Source organism: Flavobacterium selenitireducens, assembly GCF_014748335.1.
GTDB lineage: Bacteria > Bacteroidota > Bacteroidia > Flavobacteriales > Flavobacteriaceae > Flavobacterium > Flavobacterium selenitireducens.
Map to the genome: position 1 here is coordinate 65599 of NZ_JAAVIY010000007.1, position 16921 is coordinate 82519.

Sequence of the window (16921 nt, forward strand, 5' to 3'; positions counted from 1 at the left end):
ATTCGACTTATGTGGAACAAACACCCTAAAGCGCTCCCATATCTTTTCCTTTCCGAAATGTGGGAGCGTTTCGGTTATTATTTAATGATCGGAATCTTTACGCTTTATCTGAAAGACGTGGAAAAAGGTTTCGCCATGACCGAAAAAGAAGCATCCGATTTATACGGGACTTTTATCGCATTGGTGTTCCTGACGCCGTTTATCGGTGGTTTGATCGCCGACCGCTATCTCGGCTATAGAAATTCCATCATTCTCGGTGGAATTTTGATGGGCGCCGGATATTTCATGATGGGCGTGCATTCGCTTCCCGTTTTGTACACGGCCATGACGCTTGTGATCCTCGGAAACGGATTCTTCAAACCCAACATTTCGACGCTACTCGGCAATTTCTATAACGAAGAAAAATTCAAGGCCAAGAAAGACGAAGGATACAACATTTTCTACATGGGAATCAACGTCGGGGCGTTCATCTGCAACTTTTTCGGAGCCGCGCTTTACAACCTTTTCGGATGGCAACAAGCCTTTATGGCGGCCGGAGTCGGGATGTTCATCGGCGTGATCACGTTCATGATTGGCATCAAGCACTACGGCGTTCACGACCAAAAAAAAGGTGTGCAGGAAGGCGATATGCCGTTTTCGAAGATCGTCATGTTCATTTTGTTGCCGTCGATTGTTTTCGGCGTCATCGGATGGCTTATAAAAGGAACGGCTTCGGACGCGAATCCAAACAGCTATATTTTCGGATCGGACAGCACGGACGCCTTTATTTTCGCCTGTATTCCGGTCATTTTATTCTATTCGTCTCTTTATTTTAAAGCTAAGCCCGAAGACAAACGCCCGATTGGCGCGCTGTTGACGATTTTCGCCGTCGTGATTTTGTTTTGGGGCGTTTTCAAACTCAACGGATCGGCTCTCAACACCTGGGGCGACCGCTATACCGACCGTGAGATAACGGGAAACACCGAGAGCGTGTTTTCGACGTTGAAATTATCGGACAAGCTCGCGTATAAAAAAGATTCTGTCGGCGTGTACGACGAACAGTTCCGTCTCCAGAAAGTGGACGGAAAAGTTCAGAAAGAAGTCAATTATCCGGTTTATTTCCGAAATGTAGAACCCGAGAAATTGCCTCAGGAAAACGCCGAGGTTTCGCTTTGGTCGCCCAACCTGAGCCAGTCGATCAATCCGTTCTGGGTAATCGTTTTGACGCCTTTGGTCATCGCGTTTTTCTCGTTTTTGCGCATCCGCCAGAAAGAGCCTACAACGCCAACCAAGATCGCGTTTGGGCTTTTGATCTCGGCACTGAGCGTATTGGTCATGGTCGCCGCGGTCAAGGCGGGCAGCAACGGAACCGAAAAAGTTTCGGTTTGGTGGCTCGTCGCGAATTACGGCGTGATCACGATAGGAGAGTTGTTCCTGAGTCCGATGGGATTATCGGTGGTTTCAAAACTGAGTCCGGCCAAAATTACCTCGCTCATGATGGGCGGATGGTTTTTGGCGACCTCTATCGGAAACAAACTCAGCGGCGTTCTCGCCTCGATGTGGGACACGTATGAAGACAAGACGAATTTCTTCTGGCTCAACTTCGGGCTGTTGTTGGCGGCTACCGCTTTGATGTTCGTCGTCTTGAAGCAACTCAATAAAGTAATGGCCGAAAAAGGCATACGATAATGGCAGAGATTTCCCAGGCAAGCGTCGATCTGGAGAACATCCAGAATTTTAAGGGCAAATATCCAAAACAGTTATGGTATTTGTTTTTCAGCGAAATGTGGGAGCGTTTTTCGTTTTACGGAATGCGCGGCATGCTCTACTTTTTCATGGTGCACCAGCTTTTGATGAACAAAGAGGAAGCCAACCTGCAATATGGGGCGACCCAGGCGTGGGTGTATGCCTTCACATTCATCGGCGGTTTATTCGCCGACAAGATTTTCGGGTTCCGCAAATCCTTGTTTTGGGGCGGCTTGCTGATGATTGTCGGAAGCATCATTTTGGCGATGGATCCCAAGAATTACTTTTTCCTCGGCGTGAGTTTTACGATTGTAGGAACCGGGTTTTTCAAGCCGAATATTTCGTCTATGGTAGGGAAACTTTACCGCGATGACGACAATCGGCGTGATGCCGGCTTCTCCCTGTTCTATGCTGGCGTGAATCTCGGGGCCATCCTTGGCGGATATTTTTGTATTGCGATCGGAAAACGAGAAATCTTCGAAAATATCATTCCGGCGGGATCGGAATGGAATGTCGCTTTCGGATTGGCGGCGATCGTGATGGTCATCAGTTTGCTGACGTTCACACAGACGCAAAAAAGTTTGGGAGCCATCGGTTTATCGCCATTGGCTGGAGCGAGTCCGGCGCGGAAAAGGATGTTGGAATGGGTAACTTACATTGGATCCATCCTGATCGTCCCCATCATTATGATCATGGTTTCCAATACGGAATACACGGATTATTTCATGTACGTCATTGGCCCGGCATCGATCGTATATCTTGTTTATGAGATGCGGAACTTCGACTCCGCCCAAAACAAGCGCTTGGTTGCGGCCCTGATTTTTATGCTGTTTTCGATCGTATTTTGGGCTTTTTTCGAACAAAGCGGAGGGTCATTGAGCGACTTCGCAGCCGAGAACCTCAAAGACACCGTGCTGGGCGTCCATCTCGATCCAAACGGCGTCAACAATTCCGCGAACTCGGTATTTGTCGTCGCATTCGCTGCATTGGTAGGCATCGTATGGTTATGGCTCAGCAAGCGAAACCTCGAACCGAATACGATTGTCAAATTCGGATTGTCATTTTTGTTTCTCGCCGGCGGCTTCTACCTTTTTTATTACACCAAGTTCTTTGCTGACGCAGACGGAAGGACTTCGCTGGACATCTTTACCATAGGTTGGCTCGTGATTACGTTCGGGGAGCTTTGTCTGTCGCCAATAGGAATGTCGGCCATGACAAAACTATCGCCTCAAAAAACCCAGGCCGTCATTATGGGAATGTGGTTCCTGGCGAGTGCTTACGGGCAATATTTCGCGGGGCTTTTGGGAGCGAACATCGCAGGCGCCTCGGCCAATATGACCAATATTGAAAAACTCAATGTCTACGCCGACGGTTACAAACAACTCGGGATTTACGCGCTGATCGCCGGAGTGGTCATGATTGCACTTTCGCCACTGATCAAAAAACTCATGCAGGGAGTAAAATAAATTATTACCTTTCGGCACCGTTTTTGTCAAGGCGGGCCATAAATTTTCAAACATGAAAAAAGTATTTATAGTTCTGTTCCTCTTTGTCGGATCGTTAGCCGTCCAAGCACAGGAATTGCAATGGGAAACCGACATCCAGAAAGCGGTAAAACTCTCTGAGAAATCAAAGAAACCGATGCTCATGTTCTTTACCGGAAGCGACTGGTGCGGCTGGTGCATCCGGTTGCAGAAAGAAGTGCTCAAAACGCCTGAATTTGCAAAATGGGCGAAAGACAATGTAGTTCTGGTCGAGCTCGACTTCCCGCGTCGGACACCGCAAACTGATGAAATCAAAAAGCAGAACTTCGAGTTGCAGCAGTTCTTTGGCGTTCGCGGCTATCCGACGGTTTGGTTTGCTACGGCAACAAAAGACAAAACCGGTAAGATCAGTTTTACACAAATGGGCAGCACAGGATATGTTGCCGGCGGCCCTTCTGCCTGGCTTGACGGAGCGAACAAGATCATTAAGAAATCCTAAGGATCGTCTTTAAGACAATAGAATCCCTTTTCGGCAGTTGCGTGAAAAGGGATTTTTCGTTTTTGGCAAGTGCGCTTCCAATACTCAATTTGGGATCTGTAGTTCGATCCGTCGGCGACGACAATTTCCGGACGATATTTCATTATCATCCGATCAAGATTAACTCTTGAGGCATTCGTGAGCAGCAGGATTTGTGGATTTGCGGATCGCGGAAATATCGGAATGCTATCGAGGATGAGGATTTTCTTCCCCGCGAAGAAATGCAGGTCTGTCCACTTTCGGCTTCTTGCGCGCAAACCATGATGCGTCAGGTAAGGATTCAGTACAAATTCGTCCCTTTTGCGGTCTTCGCGTTTTTGAAACAACAAGGCGTTTCTACCGTTGCGCTCAAGGATTACGTTATCGCCTCTTGCATGGAATACGATCCATTCATTTGCATTTTCGGCTTTGTTGAAGTGATGTAAAAAAAGCAGCTGGATTCCCAACACGCAAAGCAGCAGCGTCAACACGCTTGCGAACTTTGGGCGCGCGAGGCTTCCAACCGAAAAAATCAGCACATAGCTAACACCCATCAACGTCATCGGAAACCAGATATCGGTAAAAACAAATCCGTCGAATTTCGCTACTTGGGCGATCAGGAAGTTGAGCAGCGCAATACCGTTTGACGTCGGCCAGGCCAGAAATTGTGGAATTGGCGCAACACATGCCCAAACAGATGAAATCAACCCTAAAGCCATAATAACTCCCAACAGCGGTATTGCAAATAGATTGGCTACAAGAAAAAGACCCGGAAACTGGTGGAAATAGTAAAGGCTCAGCGGCAGCGTACCAATTTGGGCCGAAAGCGAAACCGTCGTAGTGTCGCGCAAGTAAAGAAGAATACGGTTTCGCGTCTCAAAGAAGCTGTCAAATAACGGCTTCAGGTAGACGATAAAGAACAGCGCCACATAACTCAACTGGAATCCGACGTCGAAAAGTAGTTTCGGCTGGAATGCCAACAATACCAAAATTGATGAGGCGAGCGTGTTGTAGATGTTGCTTCCTCGTTTGAGGTGCAGGCCGAATGCCACAAACGAAAACGTCGCCGCCGACCGCATTACAGATGGTGAAAGACCTGCCAATAACGCAAAACTCCACAAACCGACGATAAGGATCATTAATTTCGCCGGCTTCCAGGTTGGAGAGTTGGGGAAGAATCTAAGAAACGCAGACAGGATCAGCATCACAAAACCGACGTGAAGCCCCGAAACGGACAATATGTGGACGACGCCTGTTACCTGGTAGTTTCTGACGGTTTCTGCATCGATTTCCTGTTGCTGGCCGAGCATCAACGCGTGAAATACCTCGAGTTCCTGTTTCCCGAAACCCTTTGCGGAGTTGGTCAATATTCGTTTTCGTAATGCGTCCGAGTAATACCAGATATCCTTGCTGATTCCACCGCGCAAGATCGTATCGGCGAACACCTGTGCATAAATACCTTTGTTGCGCAGGTAAGCGGAATAATCAAATCCGTGGGGATTCAACGGCGGCTTTAATGCCGTGCAGTACGAGTTGACATAAATTTTCTGGCCAACGGGCAAGTCAGCCGGATGATCGGCTTTTTTCAGATAGAGCAGAACTCTCCCGTCCGAAGCGTGTTCGTCAATATATTCTACTGTACAAACGAACTTTCTGAACCGTTCAGAAACCTTAAGTTTTTCACGAATCGTGAGCGAAAACTTGTGAGGAACGTTTGGATCCAGCATTTTCAGGAACCGTCCGGAATGGGCGTGGTCTGCGTGAACTTCCAGGTATATGGCACCGAGCAAGGCTATAATCGGATACGGTAGGAGCGAATGCAGCAGCTCGAACCGCTTCCATAAAAAGCCAGGCAAAACCAGAACCGACAATGCGATACAAATTGGCGCAAGTGAGTCGAGAGGCAAACGCAGGAAATGCCCGGAGGCGATCCCGACGACAAAAGCTAAGCTCAGACGGACGAGTGGAAAACGAAGAATCTGCATGGCGTATAGTAAGTAAAGGCAATACGTGTGTTCAGATCCATCGACTAAAATTTCCCGAAACCGCATTGCCTTTTAATGGGCTGTGAGGTAAAACTACAACGCCAAAAGCAGATGCCGTTACAGAAAATCTGTAATAAATGTTAAAAAAAAACAACCAGGTGTTGCCCGGTTGTTTTAGGTGACGATGTCCGTCTATGATGTCGTGATATTACAGCATTCGGTTGGCCTGCACGAAGTTGCGTTCGTAATACGGTTCTTTGGTCGAAGAAATGATCACACCTTTGCTGGTTGAGGAATGTACGAATTTGATTTCCTCGTCCGATGCTTCAACGACCAAACCGACGTGGTTGATGGTACGTCTTCCATTCGTGTGGAAAAAAACAAGATCGCCTTTCTTTACTTCTTTGCGGTCGATTTTTTGCCCGACTTTCGCCATCTCCGTAGAGCTTCTCGGCAATTTCAGGTCAAACAGGTTGTAAACGGCCGTGACCATTCCGGAGCAATCCATTCCCGACGCGGTCGTGCCACCTCCAAGGTAACGCGTGCCGATGAACGTCATGGCATTGTTGATCATCTGGACGGCGATGTAATTTTCTTCCGGTTCCGGAACGACATCCGTTTCGTTTTTCTCGTTGATCAGTCCGCGCTTGCTTTTCGACTTCGCAACCGTTTGTTTGGCAGGCTTTGAAGTAGCCGCTACGGTTTTCGAAGGTTGGACAGCCGGGCTGTTAGTGCTTTTTGAGGGAGTCGAATTGGATTTGGCTGTCTTGTCGGATTCTTTTCCTGAAAATGAGGCCACTGCCGATTGCACTTCCGAGGAGACTTCCGATGGTTTTTTGTAAACGCCTTTTTTGACGGCTTCTTTTTTTGAGGTTACCACCTGTGCGTTGCCAGATGCGGCAAGCAGTAGGAAAGCAGGCAGTAGAAAGAACAATGTTTTTACAAACATATTTTATTTTTTATTTTTCAGGCGAAGGGGCGTTCGTCTTTAGATTTATAAATAAAATTCTGTAGTAGAATTTTTTGGAACTTAAACGAGAACGCAAAGCCGACGGGCTATATTGTTCTGTCGGTGGCGAATATAGCAAGAAAATCGCGAAATTCTGTAAAATAGAAATATTAAATTGTTCACAATTTCAAAATTAACCGATGGAATATTTGGCAAACAATTGACTTTCAGAAGCTAAATCGCCTGTTTAAAGGGCTTGACGGATGTTTAGGTTATCAACAATCAATTTTGCGGTTTTGCCACTCGCGCCTTCGCCACCCAGCTTGGCTTCGAGCAAATCGTAGTCTTCGAGAATGGACTGCCTCGTTTTAGGATCGAGTAATTTCCTGAGTTCAGCCGCGAGATTTTTGGTAGTAAGTTCAGATTGGATAAGTTCCTTCACGACTTCCCGATCCATGATCAGGTTGACGAGCGAGATGAATTTCAGCGTGATCACGCGCTTGGCGATTTGGTAGGAAAGCCAGTTGCCGCGGTAGCAGACTACTTCCGGAACCTTAAACAGCGCCGTTTCAAGCGTGGCGGTTCCCGACGTTACCAAGGCTGCCGCGGAAATCGAGAGCAGATCATACGTTCGGTTCTGCACAAAGTAGATGTTTTTCGATTGGGTAAACTGACGATAGAATTCAGGCTCCTGTCCCGGCGCACCGGCAATCACGAATTGATGATCCGGAAATTGGGGCACAACCGACAACATCACGTCGAGCATTTTGGATATTTCCTGTTTGCGGCTGCCGGGAAGCAATGCGATCACGGGTTTTTCATTTAACTTGAATTCCTTTCGGAACGACGCCTCGTCGACTTTTGTCCGACCGTGGATGGCATCGATCAACGGGTGTCCGACAAACTCAACCGGAAAAGAATGTTTCTTCTCGTAAAAATCCTTTTCGAACGGAAGGATGACATACATCTGATCGACATCGCGCTTGATCGCCTTAATCCGGTTTTCCTTCCACGCCCAGATTTGAGGCGAAATATAATAAAAGGTCCTATATCCGAGCGGTTTCGCCCATTTGGCGATCCTCATGTTGAAACCGGGATAATCGATGAAGATCAACGCGTCCGGTTTGAAACGCTCGATGTCCTGCTTGCAGAATTTGATATTGCCCAGAATGGTTTTCAGATTCATCACAACTTCGGCAAAGCCCATAAAAGCAAGGCTCCGATAGTGTTTGACCAATGTTCCGCCGACAGATTCCATCAAATCGCCTCCCCAAAACCGGATTTCCGCATCTGGATCTTCAAACAGCAAACTTTTCATCAGGTTAGAACCGTGCAAATCGCCCGACGCTTCTCCGGCAATGATGTAATACTTCATATATAATAAAGGATTATCGTGGCCAACGTGATCACGAACATCGACAAAAGTACGCCTTTTGCCATAACGTCTTTTTTGAATTTGAGCAATCCGAAGAAAATCGCGAGATTCAAAAGCGCCCCGATCGAGAGCACTTTCGAGATTTGTCCTGAGTATTTTATCATGTGGATGCCGTCGCTCAGCGTGTAAGGCGTGAACAGCGCGATAAACAGGAAACTGCCCGCAAAAACGCCGGTTATGCCAATGAGGATGCCCAAAGTCAGGTCGTTGTCATTCATCGAGCTTCCACGAATTTAGCGTTTGCATCGCATGATGGGCGGTGAGGTCGAATTGAACCGGAACTACCGAAACATAACCGTGGGAAAGCGCCCATTCGTCTGTGTCTTCGCCTTTGTCGAGGTTCACGAACTTTCCGGTAAGCCAGTAATAATCGCGTCCGTGGGGTGATTTGCGCTTGTCGAATTCCTCTACCCACATCGCTTTGGCCTGCCTGCAGATTTTGACGCCCTTGAAGCTTTTCGCCCGGGGAAAGTTCACGTTCAGGATAACACCTTCTGGCAAACCATTAGCTAAAACCTGTTGCGCAATTTTCTTTACAAATGGCTTCACGACCTCGAAATCCGCGTTCCAGTCAAAATCCGAAAGCGAAAAACCTATCGAGGGAATGCCTTCGATTCCCGCCTCGACGGCAGCGCTCATCGTGCCGGAATAGATCACGTTGATCGACGAATTTGACCCGTGGTTGATGCCCGAGACACACAAATCGGGCTTGCCTTTAATGATTTCCTTTGTCGCGAATTTTACGCAATCGACGGGAGTTCCCGAGCAACTGTATTCATCGAAAGCGGCATCCGGTTTGGAAATTTTATTGAGGTGAAGCGTATTGTTGATCGTAATGGCATGGCCGGTCCCAGATTGCGGGCTATCGGGAGCCACGACGACTAGATCGCCCAAATCTTTCATGACCTCGATCAGCGCCCGTATTCCGGGAGCGGTGATACCGTCGTCATTGGTAATCAATATGAGTGGTTTTTTTTTCACGTTGTCACTTGTTCGTTCGGTATTGCTTTTTGTCTTGATGAAGCTGTTCCGGCTTCCGCTTTTAGCTTCCTCTCCAAAAACAGCTTGGAAATGCCATTGGTCGAGCTTCCTGCGGTCGCTGCCCAACGGCAATCCAATCACGTTTTTGGCATCGAAAGGCTAAGCCGCTTCATCCGGGCTTGGCATCGTAACAAAATACAAAAAACGCGTACTAATGTCGTATCTGCGAAAGTAAAAATACCTATTTTTAATGCTGTATTGAATTCGCCATGTTTAACAAAATATTATACGGAAGTCACTGCCTACGGTATAATTTTTCCATAACTTGGCCGTTTTAAGAACCCAAATGAATGCTATTGTGCGATTTATGAAAAGGAATTATAAAGTGTTGCTGGTCGTTGCTGTTTTGGCGGCGGCATTGTGGAGTTTCATGCCTAAAAAGAGCTCCGGAGATCCTGAAAAAGACAAAGCGCTGCTCGAACTTTTGCAATTTGTCATCGAGCGCGGCCACTACGAACCGGCCACGATGGACGACAATTTTTCAAAAGGGATCTACAAAGATTACATCACGGCCCTCGATCCGTCTAAGCGCTTCTTCCTGCAGGCGGACATTGACGAATTCTCGAAATACGAAACCCAGCTCGACGACCAGATCCGGAATAAGGATCTCGCGTTCTTCAACCTCACTTACAATCGGTTGATGCAGCGAATAAAAGAAAGCAAAGCCTATTATAAGGAAATCCTCGACAAGCCGTTCAATTATAAAGTAGACGAGTCGTTCAATACCGACAACGAAAAGCTGCCGTACGCCAAGAATACGTCCGAACTCAAGGAAAAATGGCGCAAGCAGGTAAAGTTGTCCACGCTTTCATCATTGGCCGACAAGCTCGACCTACAGGAAGGCAAGACGACGTCGGTCAAGCCATCAGCGACACTGGATGAAGAAAGCCAGGATGCGGCACAGGAAGCGCTCGAAAAAAAGAAAAAGGAAGAAGTAAAAATTGAGAAAAAATCTTACGAGGTCCTTGAAAAGGAAACGCGGGAAAATTCCCTAAAATCACTTAACGAATATTTCAGCTTCATCGACGACTTGAATCGCGAAGACTGGTTTTCGGTGTACATCAATTCGATCGCCTCGCGTTTCGACCCGCATACATCGTACTTTCCGGCAGACGAAAAGGAACGCTTCGATGTGAGCATGAGCGGTAAGCTCGAAGGTATCGGTGCCCGCCTGCAAAAGAAAAACGATTACACCGAAATCACCGAACTCATTTCGGGAGGCCCGGCCTGGAGAGGAAAAGAACTCGAACCTGGAGACGTGATCCTGAAGGTGGCGCAGGGCAACAAAGAAGCGGTTGATGTAGTGGGCATGCGTCTTGACGACGTCGTCAAGAAAATTAAGGGGCCAAAAGGAACCGAAGTGCGCCTGTCCGTCAAAAAAACCGACGGAACCATGAAAGTCATTTCGTTGATCCGCGATGAAGTAGAAATTGAAGAAACATACGCCAAATCGACGATCATCGAGAAAAACGGTCAGAAGTACGGCATGATTTACCTTCCGAAATTTTATATTGATTTCGATAACGCCAATGCGCGCGACGCCGGAAAAGATATCGCGCTTGAAGTCGAACGTCTCAAAAAAGAAAACGTGCAGGGAATCATCCTCGACGTGCGCGACAACGGAGGCGGATCGCTCAAAACAGTGGTTGACATCGCCGGGTTGTTCATCGAACAAGGCCCAATCGTCCAGGTAAAATCTTCGGGTAAAAAGAAAGAAGTTCTGTACGATAAGGATTCCAAGGTAGAGTACGACGGCCCGCTTGTGATCATGGTAAACAGTTTCTCGGCTTCGGCTTCAGAAATTTTGGCCGCCGCCATCCAGGATTACAAACGTGGAGTTATCATCGGATCCAAACAAACGTATGGTAAAGGAACTGTGCAGAATGTATTCGATTTGAATCAGTTCGTGAGAAACAGCGAATTCGGCGATCTGGGCGCACTCAAGACGACGACCCAAAAGTTCTACCGCATCAACGGCGGCTCTACGCAGTTGGAAGGCGTGGCCAGCGACGTTGTGATGCCGGATCGTTATTCATATGTAAAAATGGGCGAACGCGACATTGACAATGCCATGCCTTGGGATAAGATCGACGCAGCCGATTACAAAGTTTGGGACAAGCAAGCCAATTTCAACGAAGCAATTGCCAACAGCCGCAAGCGTTTACAGGCCAACGAGCAGTTCAAGCTGATAGATGAAAACGCAAAATGGATCAACGATCGCAGCGAAGAGACGGTTTACAGCCTCAAGCTCGACAAGTTCCGTTCTGAACAGGACGCGCTCGACGAAAAGGCCAAGAAATACAAAGTGCTTTCGACGTACCACAACGACTTGAAATTCCTGTCGCTTCCGTACGAACAACAGCAAATCGCAAAAGATGAATTGTTGAAAGAGAAACGTAAAAGATGGCATGAGCAGCTTAACAAAGACGCATATGTAGACGAAGCGGTAAGGGTACTTGACGACCTTCAGCCGAAGTCAAAAGGGGCGGTGTCGCTTAAGAAAGACAAGATCAAATCATAACAAAAGAAAAGCCTCGGGAAACCGGGGCTTTTTTGTAATTGCGCTTCTGGAGGTTATTGGGAATTCGGATGGCGGCAACAATCCCAATAATCGAATATTTTTTTGAGCAGGGATTTCACGTCGTCATACTTTGTGCCTTTGGTAAAAAATCCCTGTATCGTCAGGTTGATGTATGCTTCGTCAATATCTTCCTGACGCGCGACGGTGGAGAAGTAAACGAACGGAATACTCTTCCTGCGCAAAACGGGAGTAGAGTCGATGTGGCGCTTAAATTCCAAACCGTTCCGTCCGGGCATATTGATGTCGCAAAAAATAAGGAAAACGGGTTCTGTTGTGGTTTCCAGGAATTGGTAGGCGGCAGTCGTTTCGGGAAACCAATAGATCTCATTCGTGATGCCTAGTTCCCTTACGATGTCTTCGAAGATTTCTTTGTCGTCCTGATCATCTTCTACTAATACGATCGATCCTGGTTTTATCACGGTGAAGATGTTTGCGAGATTGAAATAATCGGTAAGTTAGGAAAAACTTTCCACCGTTTCCCGTTAAAGCAGATCCGGGTTTCGACAAGCGGTAAGAAAACGAAAAACAGATAGCTAAAAAGCTACCATTCATTTACTTTGTTCGCATCCATTTTGAGAAAAATAAACAAGAGGATGGTAAAGCCCCAAAGTCCTGAACCTCCATAGGAGAAAAACGGCAACGGAACGCCGATCGTTGGGAAAATTCCGACGACCATGGCAATGTTCACGAAAAAGTGAATGAACAGAATTGTGGCTACGCAATACCCGTAAACCCTCGAAAATTTGGTTTTTTGTCGCTCCGCAAGATAGATGATGCGCACAAAAAGCAGCACGAAAAGCGCCAGCACGACAATGCAACCTACAAATCCCCACTCTTCGCCCACAGTGGTAAAAATATAATCGGTATGTTGTTCAGGGACGAATCCGCCTTTGGTTTGCGTGCCTTCGAGATAGCCTTTTCCGAACCATCCGCCGGATCCGATCGCGATTTTCGATTGGTTGATATTATATCCGACGCCTTTCAGATCGACTTCTTTCCCAAGCAAAATATTGAAACGATCGCGGTGGTGCTGTTTGAAGACATTGTCAAAAACGTAATGAACAGAAAACGTAAAAATCGAAATCGCGACCAAGATTGCCGCGCTCATGATCACGTTGCGATCTACAATGCGGCTGCGATAATAAAAAAACGCAATCACGACGGCGGCAATCGCAATGATGATCCACGACTCCCAAACCAATGAAAGTACGAACACGACGATTGCGATGAAGCCCGTCCACAAATACCACGCAGGCAAGCCTTCGCGGTATAGTACCAGGAAAAATGCCGAATAAATCAGCGCGCTGCCGGGATCGTGAGGCACAATCAACAAGACAGGCAACAAAATGATGCCCATCGCCTGCCATTGACGGTTCTGGTCTTTGAGGTTGACTTGTACGTCGCTCAAATATTTTGACAGTGCCAAAGCCGTCGCCACTTTTGCAAACTCGGCGGGCTGGAAACTGATCGGCCCGATCGCATACCAGTTCGCCTGTCCTTTGACGACCTTTCCGAATACGAACAAGCCGGCGAGCAACAGCAGCGCGACGCCAAAAAAGATAACCGAATATTTTTCGTAAAATTTTCCGTCGAGTGCCAGGATCACGATGATCAGCGGAATGGAAAGGAAGATGAACATCATCTGTTTTCCGTACGTTTGGCTGAAATCGAACAGCGAACTGTCTTCGAGCGGCAATGAAGACGAATAGATGTTGAGCCATCCCAAAATGACCAACGTGGCGTAAATAAATACGCTCATCCAATCGATATGGCTTCGGATGCTCTGGTTCTTCATTAGTTCGTGGCGTCTTTGTCGTCTATGTCCTCGATCGTATCCTGCTCTTTCGGCTGCACGGCTTCCACTTTAGGGCGTTTGAGCAGCAAACTGTCGATCGTGTGTTTGCCGACGTATTTGTCGTATTCGCCCTGGAGACTTCCTTCGAGCATGCGCTTTTCAAGATCGGTGCGTGTGATCTTGCGCTTGATGTATTTTTCGAGCATGAGTGTCGCAATCGGGCCGGCCCAGCGTTTTCCCCAATACCCGTTCTCAACGAAAACGGCAATTGCGATCTTCGGATTGTCTTTTGGCGCAAAAGCGACGAAAATCGAGTGATCCTGTAATTTCACGCGCTTCCCGTTGATTTTGGCGAAGTTTTCCGCGGTTCCGGTCTTTCCGCAAATCTGTATGCCTTCAACACCCAGGCCGTAAGCGGTTCCTACATTGTAAACATCGGCAAGCCCCGCCACGACCGGTTCGAAATATTTAGGGTCTATCGTCGTATGGTGTTTCGTGCGGAATTTTTTGTCGATTTGTTCGCCTTCGATCTTCTTGATGATGTGAGGCGTGTAATACCAACCGCGATTGGCAACGGTTGCCATCATGTTCGCCAACTGGATCGGCGTTGTCGTGACTTCTCCCTGTCCGATGGAATTCGAAACGATCGTCGTCGGACGGTAATCCCAATCCGGATAAATGCGTTTGTACGTTTTGGACGTCGGAACTTTACCGCGGCGGCCTGTCGGCAAATCGTATCCCATGAATTCGCCAAGCCCGAAGCTTCTGACGTGCTTGCTCCAGATGTCCACCGCGACCGATGTTTTTTTGTACTTGCCCAGCGTCTTCATGTAAACACTCGCAAAGTAGGTATTGCACGAGTTGTAGATTCCGTTGTGGAGCTGGGAAACGCCTGAATCGTGGCATTTCATGAAGCGTCCGCGTGCGTAACTGAAACCGTGGTGGCACATAAACGACGTTTGCTCGTCGACGACGCCTTCCTGCAACGCAACCAATCCGGTGATGATCTTAAACGGCGATCCCGGCGGATATTCGGCCAAAAGGCCGCGGTCGAAAAGCGGTTTTGCGATCGAATCGTTATAGAGTTTCGTGTAATTGCGGGACCGTTCGCGCCCCACGAGAATCGCCGGATCGTAAGAAGGAGCGGTTACCAATGCCAGGATTTCACCGGTCGCGGGCTCGATAGCGACGATTCCGCCTCGTTTGTTGACCATGAGCTCTTCCCCGTATTTTTGGAGATCGCCGTCAATCGAAAGCGTAATGTCTTCCCCTTGCTTGGAGATCGTATCGAATCGGCCTTCTTTGTAAGCGCCGATGTCGCGGTTGTATTTGTCTTTTTGTATGTACTTGACGCCCTTGACGCCCCGAAGTTCTTTCTCGTAACTTTCCTCGACGCCCTGTTTTCCGATGAGGTCGCCGCTGTTGTAATACGGGTTTTGCTTGATGATGCCGTCGTTTACCTGCGTGATGAATCCGAAGACATTCGCACCGTAATTCACCTGGTAGTCGCGCAATGAACGCTTCTGAATATAAAATCCTTCGAATTTCCTGACCTTTTCCTGGAACGCGGCGAATTCCCGTTTGTTCAACTGCGGCAAAAAAACCGACGGCAGGCGAGGCGAGTACACGATCGCCTTTTTCATGCGCTCTTCGTAAAACGATTTCGGGATGCGCAGCAACTCGCAGAATTCGTCCACATCGACATTTTTAACGTCGCGCGGAATGACCATGATATCATAAGACGGCTGGTTGGCCACGAGCAATTTGCCGAAACGGTCGTAAATGTAACCGCGCTCGGGATAATCGTATTGGATCTTGATCGCGTTGTTGTCCGATTTCAGCTTGAGCGTCTCGTCCATGATCTGAAGGTAGAAAAGGCGCAGCAAAAGCAATATCGTCGCGATGAAAATCAGCGTTGGCAACAGAACTTTCCTCATCGTCTCGACGGCTTGAACATGTAAATCAAAATGATGCAGACCACGATCGAAAATATCGTGCTGCTGAGCGTCCTCAATAAAACGTCCCAGAAGAATACCAATCGGAACACTTCAAGTAAAAACAATGTGAAGTGATGGATGATGACCGCTATCAGGATAAACGAAAAACGCTCCGGTGTCAATACGTCGTCGAGGCGGACGGTCTGGTATTCATAGCTCAACCCGAACGCGAATTTGAAGATCACAGGTCGGAAATAAGCCAGGACGAGACAAGACGCCGCGTGGACACCACCGGAGTTGCTGAACATATCCATCGTGATCCCAAGCAGGAAACTCGTGAGCAACAGCACGTTCTTGTTTCCGTTGACCGGGAAAAGCATGACGAACAAGATGTAAGGATACGGGTTGATGAATCCGAACAGATTGAAATTGTTGAAGATCACGACCTGGGCGAAAATCAACAAAATAAAGCGGGCGATATTGACCAGAACCGTACTATTCATTCGGTTTCGATTGCTTTTCCAAAGTTTCGATTTCCTCTTTGTCCCTGCTCTTGACGATGTAAACATAACCGAGATTGGTCATGTCGTTGAACAACTTGATGTCGAGCGTGTAGTAATTCGTTTCGTTGTCGGTGTAGATTTTCGAAATGGTCCCGATGTTGATGTTCGCCGGGAAAATCACCGACTGTCCTCCGGTCACGATCGTATCGCCTTTTCTGACGGATGCCAGTCGCGGTACGTCGATCAATTGTACGTAACCCGTATTTTTTCCGTTCCAGACCAACGACCCGAAATGGTTCGATTTTTTGATTTTCGCATTTATTTGCGATTTTACGTTGAGAATCGAAATCACGGTGGCGTAATTATTCGACACCTTGTCGACTATCCCGATGATGCCTTGCGTATTGACGACGCCCATGTCAGGTTTGACGCCTTTGAGCGATCCCGAATTGATCGTGAGGTAGTTTTCGTGTACGTTATAGGAATTGTGGATGACCTTCGAAACGATCACGTCGACTTTCCTGACGCCGCGAATCGTGTCGATGACGGGTGGCTTCGCAGAATCTTTTTCGTTGAATATCATACGGCGCAAGTCTGCATTTTCCTTTGCAAGCGCGTCGTTTTGGGTTTTGAGGTGAAAATATTCGTTGACGTTGTTCATTTGGGTGTAAACGCCACCGGTCACGAAATTGGCAGAAGAAATCACTTTGCTTTTGTGAAATGAATGTGCCTGGATCGTCATGACCAACGAAATCCCTAAAAGCAGCAAAAACAGCAATCGGTGGCTGTTCTTAAAGATGAATTGGAATATCTGCTGCATACAAACCGAGGGTAAAAATCAAATTCAAAAGTTCAAATTAACTCCGTTGCGCCGCGTCCCGTTCGCTAATGGATAGATGCTTTAGCGAGCCCTTCTGTTTTATTCGCCCGGATCCAAATTTCAAACTCCAATCGCTTTTCAAAGAAAAT

The 16921-nt window shown here is 47.6% G+C and carries 14 protein-coding genes; 4 read left to right on the forward strand and 10 right to left on the reverse strand.

From position 1 onward, the window contains the following. Positions 1 to 9 precede the first annotated feature (9 nt). The 3 genes from HC229_RS11540 to HC229_RS11550 are packed head-to-tail and all read left to right on the forward strand — an operon-like array spanning position 10 to position 3708. On the forward strand, positions 10 to 1668 hold the full coding sequence (locus HC229_RS11540) for a peptide MFS transporter (RefSeq protein WP_191020646.1): 1659 nt from the start codon (positions 10 to 12) through the stop codon (positions 1666 to 1668). Continuing rightward, entirely contained in the window at positions 1668 to 3191 is a 1524-nt protein-coding gene (locus tag HC229_RS11545) for a peptide MFS transporter (protein WP_191020647.1), read from the forward strand. The genes HC229_RS11540 and HC229_RS11545 overlap by 1 nt, the downstream gene beginning before the upstream one ends. Before the next feature lie 52 nt (positions 3192 to 3243). Further along, positions 3244 to 3708 carry a thioredoxin family protein gene (locus tag HC229_RS11550; RefSeq protein WP_191020648.1) on the forward strand — a complete coding sequence of 155 codons (465 nt, stop codon included), beginning with the start codon at positions 3244 to 3246 and terminating at the stop codon, positions 3706 to 3708. On the opposite strand, the gene HC229_RS11555 is transcribed toward HC229_RS11550, so the two are convergent. The 5 genes from HC229_RS11555 to surE form a co-directional block, all read right to left on the reverse strand. Continuing rightward, positions 3705 to 5711, reverse strand: coding sequence for a ComEC/Rec2 family competence protein (locus HC229_RS11555; protein ID WP_191020649.1), 2007 nt, complete (start codon positions 5709 to 5711; stop codon positions 3705 to 3707). The genes HC229_RS11550 and HC229_RS11555 overlap by 4 nt on opposite strands. A 208-nt stretch (positions 5712 to 5919) precedes the next feature. Beyond that, positions 5920 to 6660, reverse strand: a complete 741-nt coding sequence (locus tag HC229_RS11560; RefSeq protein ID WP_191020650.1) for a C40 family peptidase — start codon at positions 6658 to 6660, stop codon at positions 5920 to 5922. A 247-nt stretch (positions 6661 to 6907) separates the two neighbouring features. Beyond that, positions 6908 to 8035, reverse strand: coding sequence for a lipid-A-disaccharide synthase (gene lpxB / locus HC229_RS11565; protein ID WP_191020651.1), 1128 nt, complete (start codon positions 8033 to 8035; stop codon positions 6908 to 6910). Then, a complete protein-coding gene (locus HC229_RS11570; RefSeq protein WP_191020652.1) occupies positions 8032 to 8313 on the reverse strand; it encodes a hypothetical protein in 282 nt (93 codons plus the stop codon). The genes lpxB and HC229_RS11570 overlap by 4 nt, the downstream gene beginning before the upstream one ends. Next, positions 8306 to 9076: a 5'/3'-nucleotidase SurE gene (gene surE, locus HC229_RS11575; protein WP_191020738.1), complete on the reverse strand. Its 771-nt coding sequence runs from the start codon at positions 9074 to 9076 to the stop codon at positions 8306 to 8308. Before surE ends, HC229_RS11570 begins: the two co-directional genes overlap by 8 nt. A 346-nt stretch (positions 9077 to 9422) precedes the next feature. On the opposite strand from surE, the gene HC229_RS11580 reads away from it, so the two are divergent. Further along, a complete protein-coding gene (locus HC229_RS11580) occupies positions 9423 to 11657 on the forward strand; it encodes a carboxy terminal-processing peptidase (RefSeq protein WP_191020653.1) in 2235 nt (744 codons plus the stop codon). 53 nt (positions 11658 to 11710) lie between these two features. On the opposite strand, the gene HC229_RS11585 is transcribed toward HC229_RS11580, so the two are convergent. The 5 genes from HC229_RS11585 to mreC all read right to left on the reverse strand — a co-directional run bounded on the left by HC229_RS11585 (position 11711) and on the right by mreC (position 16772). Continuing rightward, entirely contained in the window at positions 11711 to 12136 is a 426-nt protein-coding gene (locus HC229_RS11585; RefSeq protein ID WP_332871648.1) for a response regulator, read from the reverse strand. A 122-nt stretch (positions 12137 to 12258) separates the two neighbouring features. Then, complete coding sequence (gene rodA, locus HC229_RS11590) at positions 12259 to 13512, reverse strand: rod shape-determining protein RodA (protein ID WP_191020654.1); 1254 nt, start codon at positions 13510 to 13512, stop codon at positions 12259 to 12261. Continuing rightward, positions 13512 to 15449, reverse strand: a complete 1938-nt coding sequence (gene mrdA, locus HC229_RS11595) for a penicillin-binding protein 2 (protein WP_191020655.1) — start codon at positions 15447 to 15449, stop codon at positions 13512 to 13514. The genes rodA and mrdA overlap by 1 nt, the downstream gene beginning before the upstream one ends. Then, positions 15446 to 15952 (reverse strand): rod shape-determining protein MreD, encoded by a 507-nt coding sequence (locus HC229_RS11600; protein ID WP_191020656.1) that lies wholly within the window; start codon positions 15950 to 15952, stop codon positions 15446 to 15448. Before HC229_RS11600 ends, mrdA begins: the two co-directional genes overlap by 4 nt. Then, complete coding sequence (gene mreC, locus HC229_RS11605) at positions 15945 to 16772, reverse strand: rod shape-determining protein MreC (RefSeq protein ID WP_191020657.1); 828 nt, start codon at positions 16770 to 16772, stop codon at positions 15945 to 15947. Before mreC ends, HC229_RS11600 begins: the two co-directional genes overlap by 8 nt. Positions 16773 to 16921 lie beyond the last annotated feature (149 nt).

Coding starts and splice junctions, on each gene's coding strand:
- HC229_RS11540 (WP_191020646.1), top strand. CDS start 10: ATGTGGAACAAACACCCTAAAGCGCTCCCATATCTTTTCCTTTCCGAA.
- HC229_RS11545 (WP_191020647.1), top strand. CDS start 1,668: ATGGCAGAGATTTCCCAGGCAAGCGTCGATCTGGAGAACATCCAGAAT.
- HC229_RS11550 (WP_191020648.1), top strand. CDS start 3,244: ATGAAAAAAGTATTTATAGTTCTGTTCCTCTTTGTCGGATCGTTAGCC.
- HC229_RS11555 (WP_191020649.1), bottom strand. CDS start 5,711: ATGCAGATTCTTCGTTTTCCACTCGTCCGTCTGAGCTTAGCTTTTGTC.
- HC229_RS11560 (WP_191020650.1), bottom strand. CDS start 6,660: ATGTTTGTAAAAACATTGTTCTTTCTACTGCCTGCTTTCCTACTGCTT.
- lpxB (WP_191020651.1), bottom strand. CDS start 8,035: ATGAAGTATTACATCATTGCCGGAGAAGCGTCGGGCGATTTGCACGGT.
- HC229_RS11570 (WP_191020652.1), bottom strand. CDS start 8,313: ATGAATGACAACGACCTGACTTTGGGCATCCTCATTGGCATAACCGGC.
- HC229_RS11580 (WP_191020653.1), top strand. CDS start 9,423: ATGAATGCTATTGTGCGATTTATGAAAAGGAATTATAAAGTGTTGCTG.
- rodA (WP_191020654.1), bottom strand. CDS start 13,512: ATGAAGAACCAGAGCATCCGAAGCCATATCGATTGGATGAGCGTATTT.
- mrdA (WP_191020655.1), bottom strand. CDS start 15,449: ATGAGGAAAGTTCTGTTGCCAACGCTGATTTTCATCGCGACGATATTG.
- HC229_RS11600 (WP_191020656.1), bottom strand. CDS start 15,952: ATGAATAGTACGGTTCTGGTCAATATCGCCCGCTTTATTTTGTTGATT.
- mreC (WP_191020657.1), bottom strand. CDS start 16,772: ATGCAGCAGATATTCCAATTCATCTTTAAGAACAGCCACCGATTGCTG.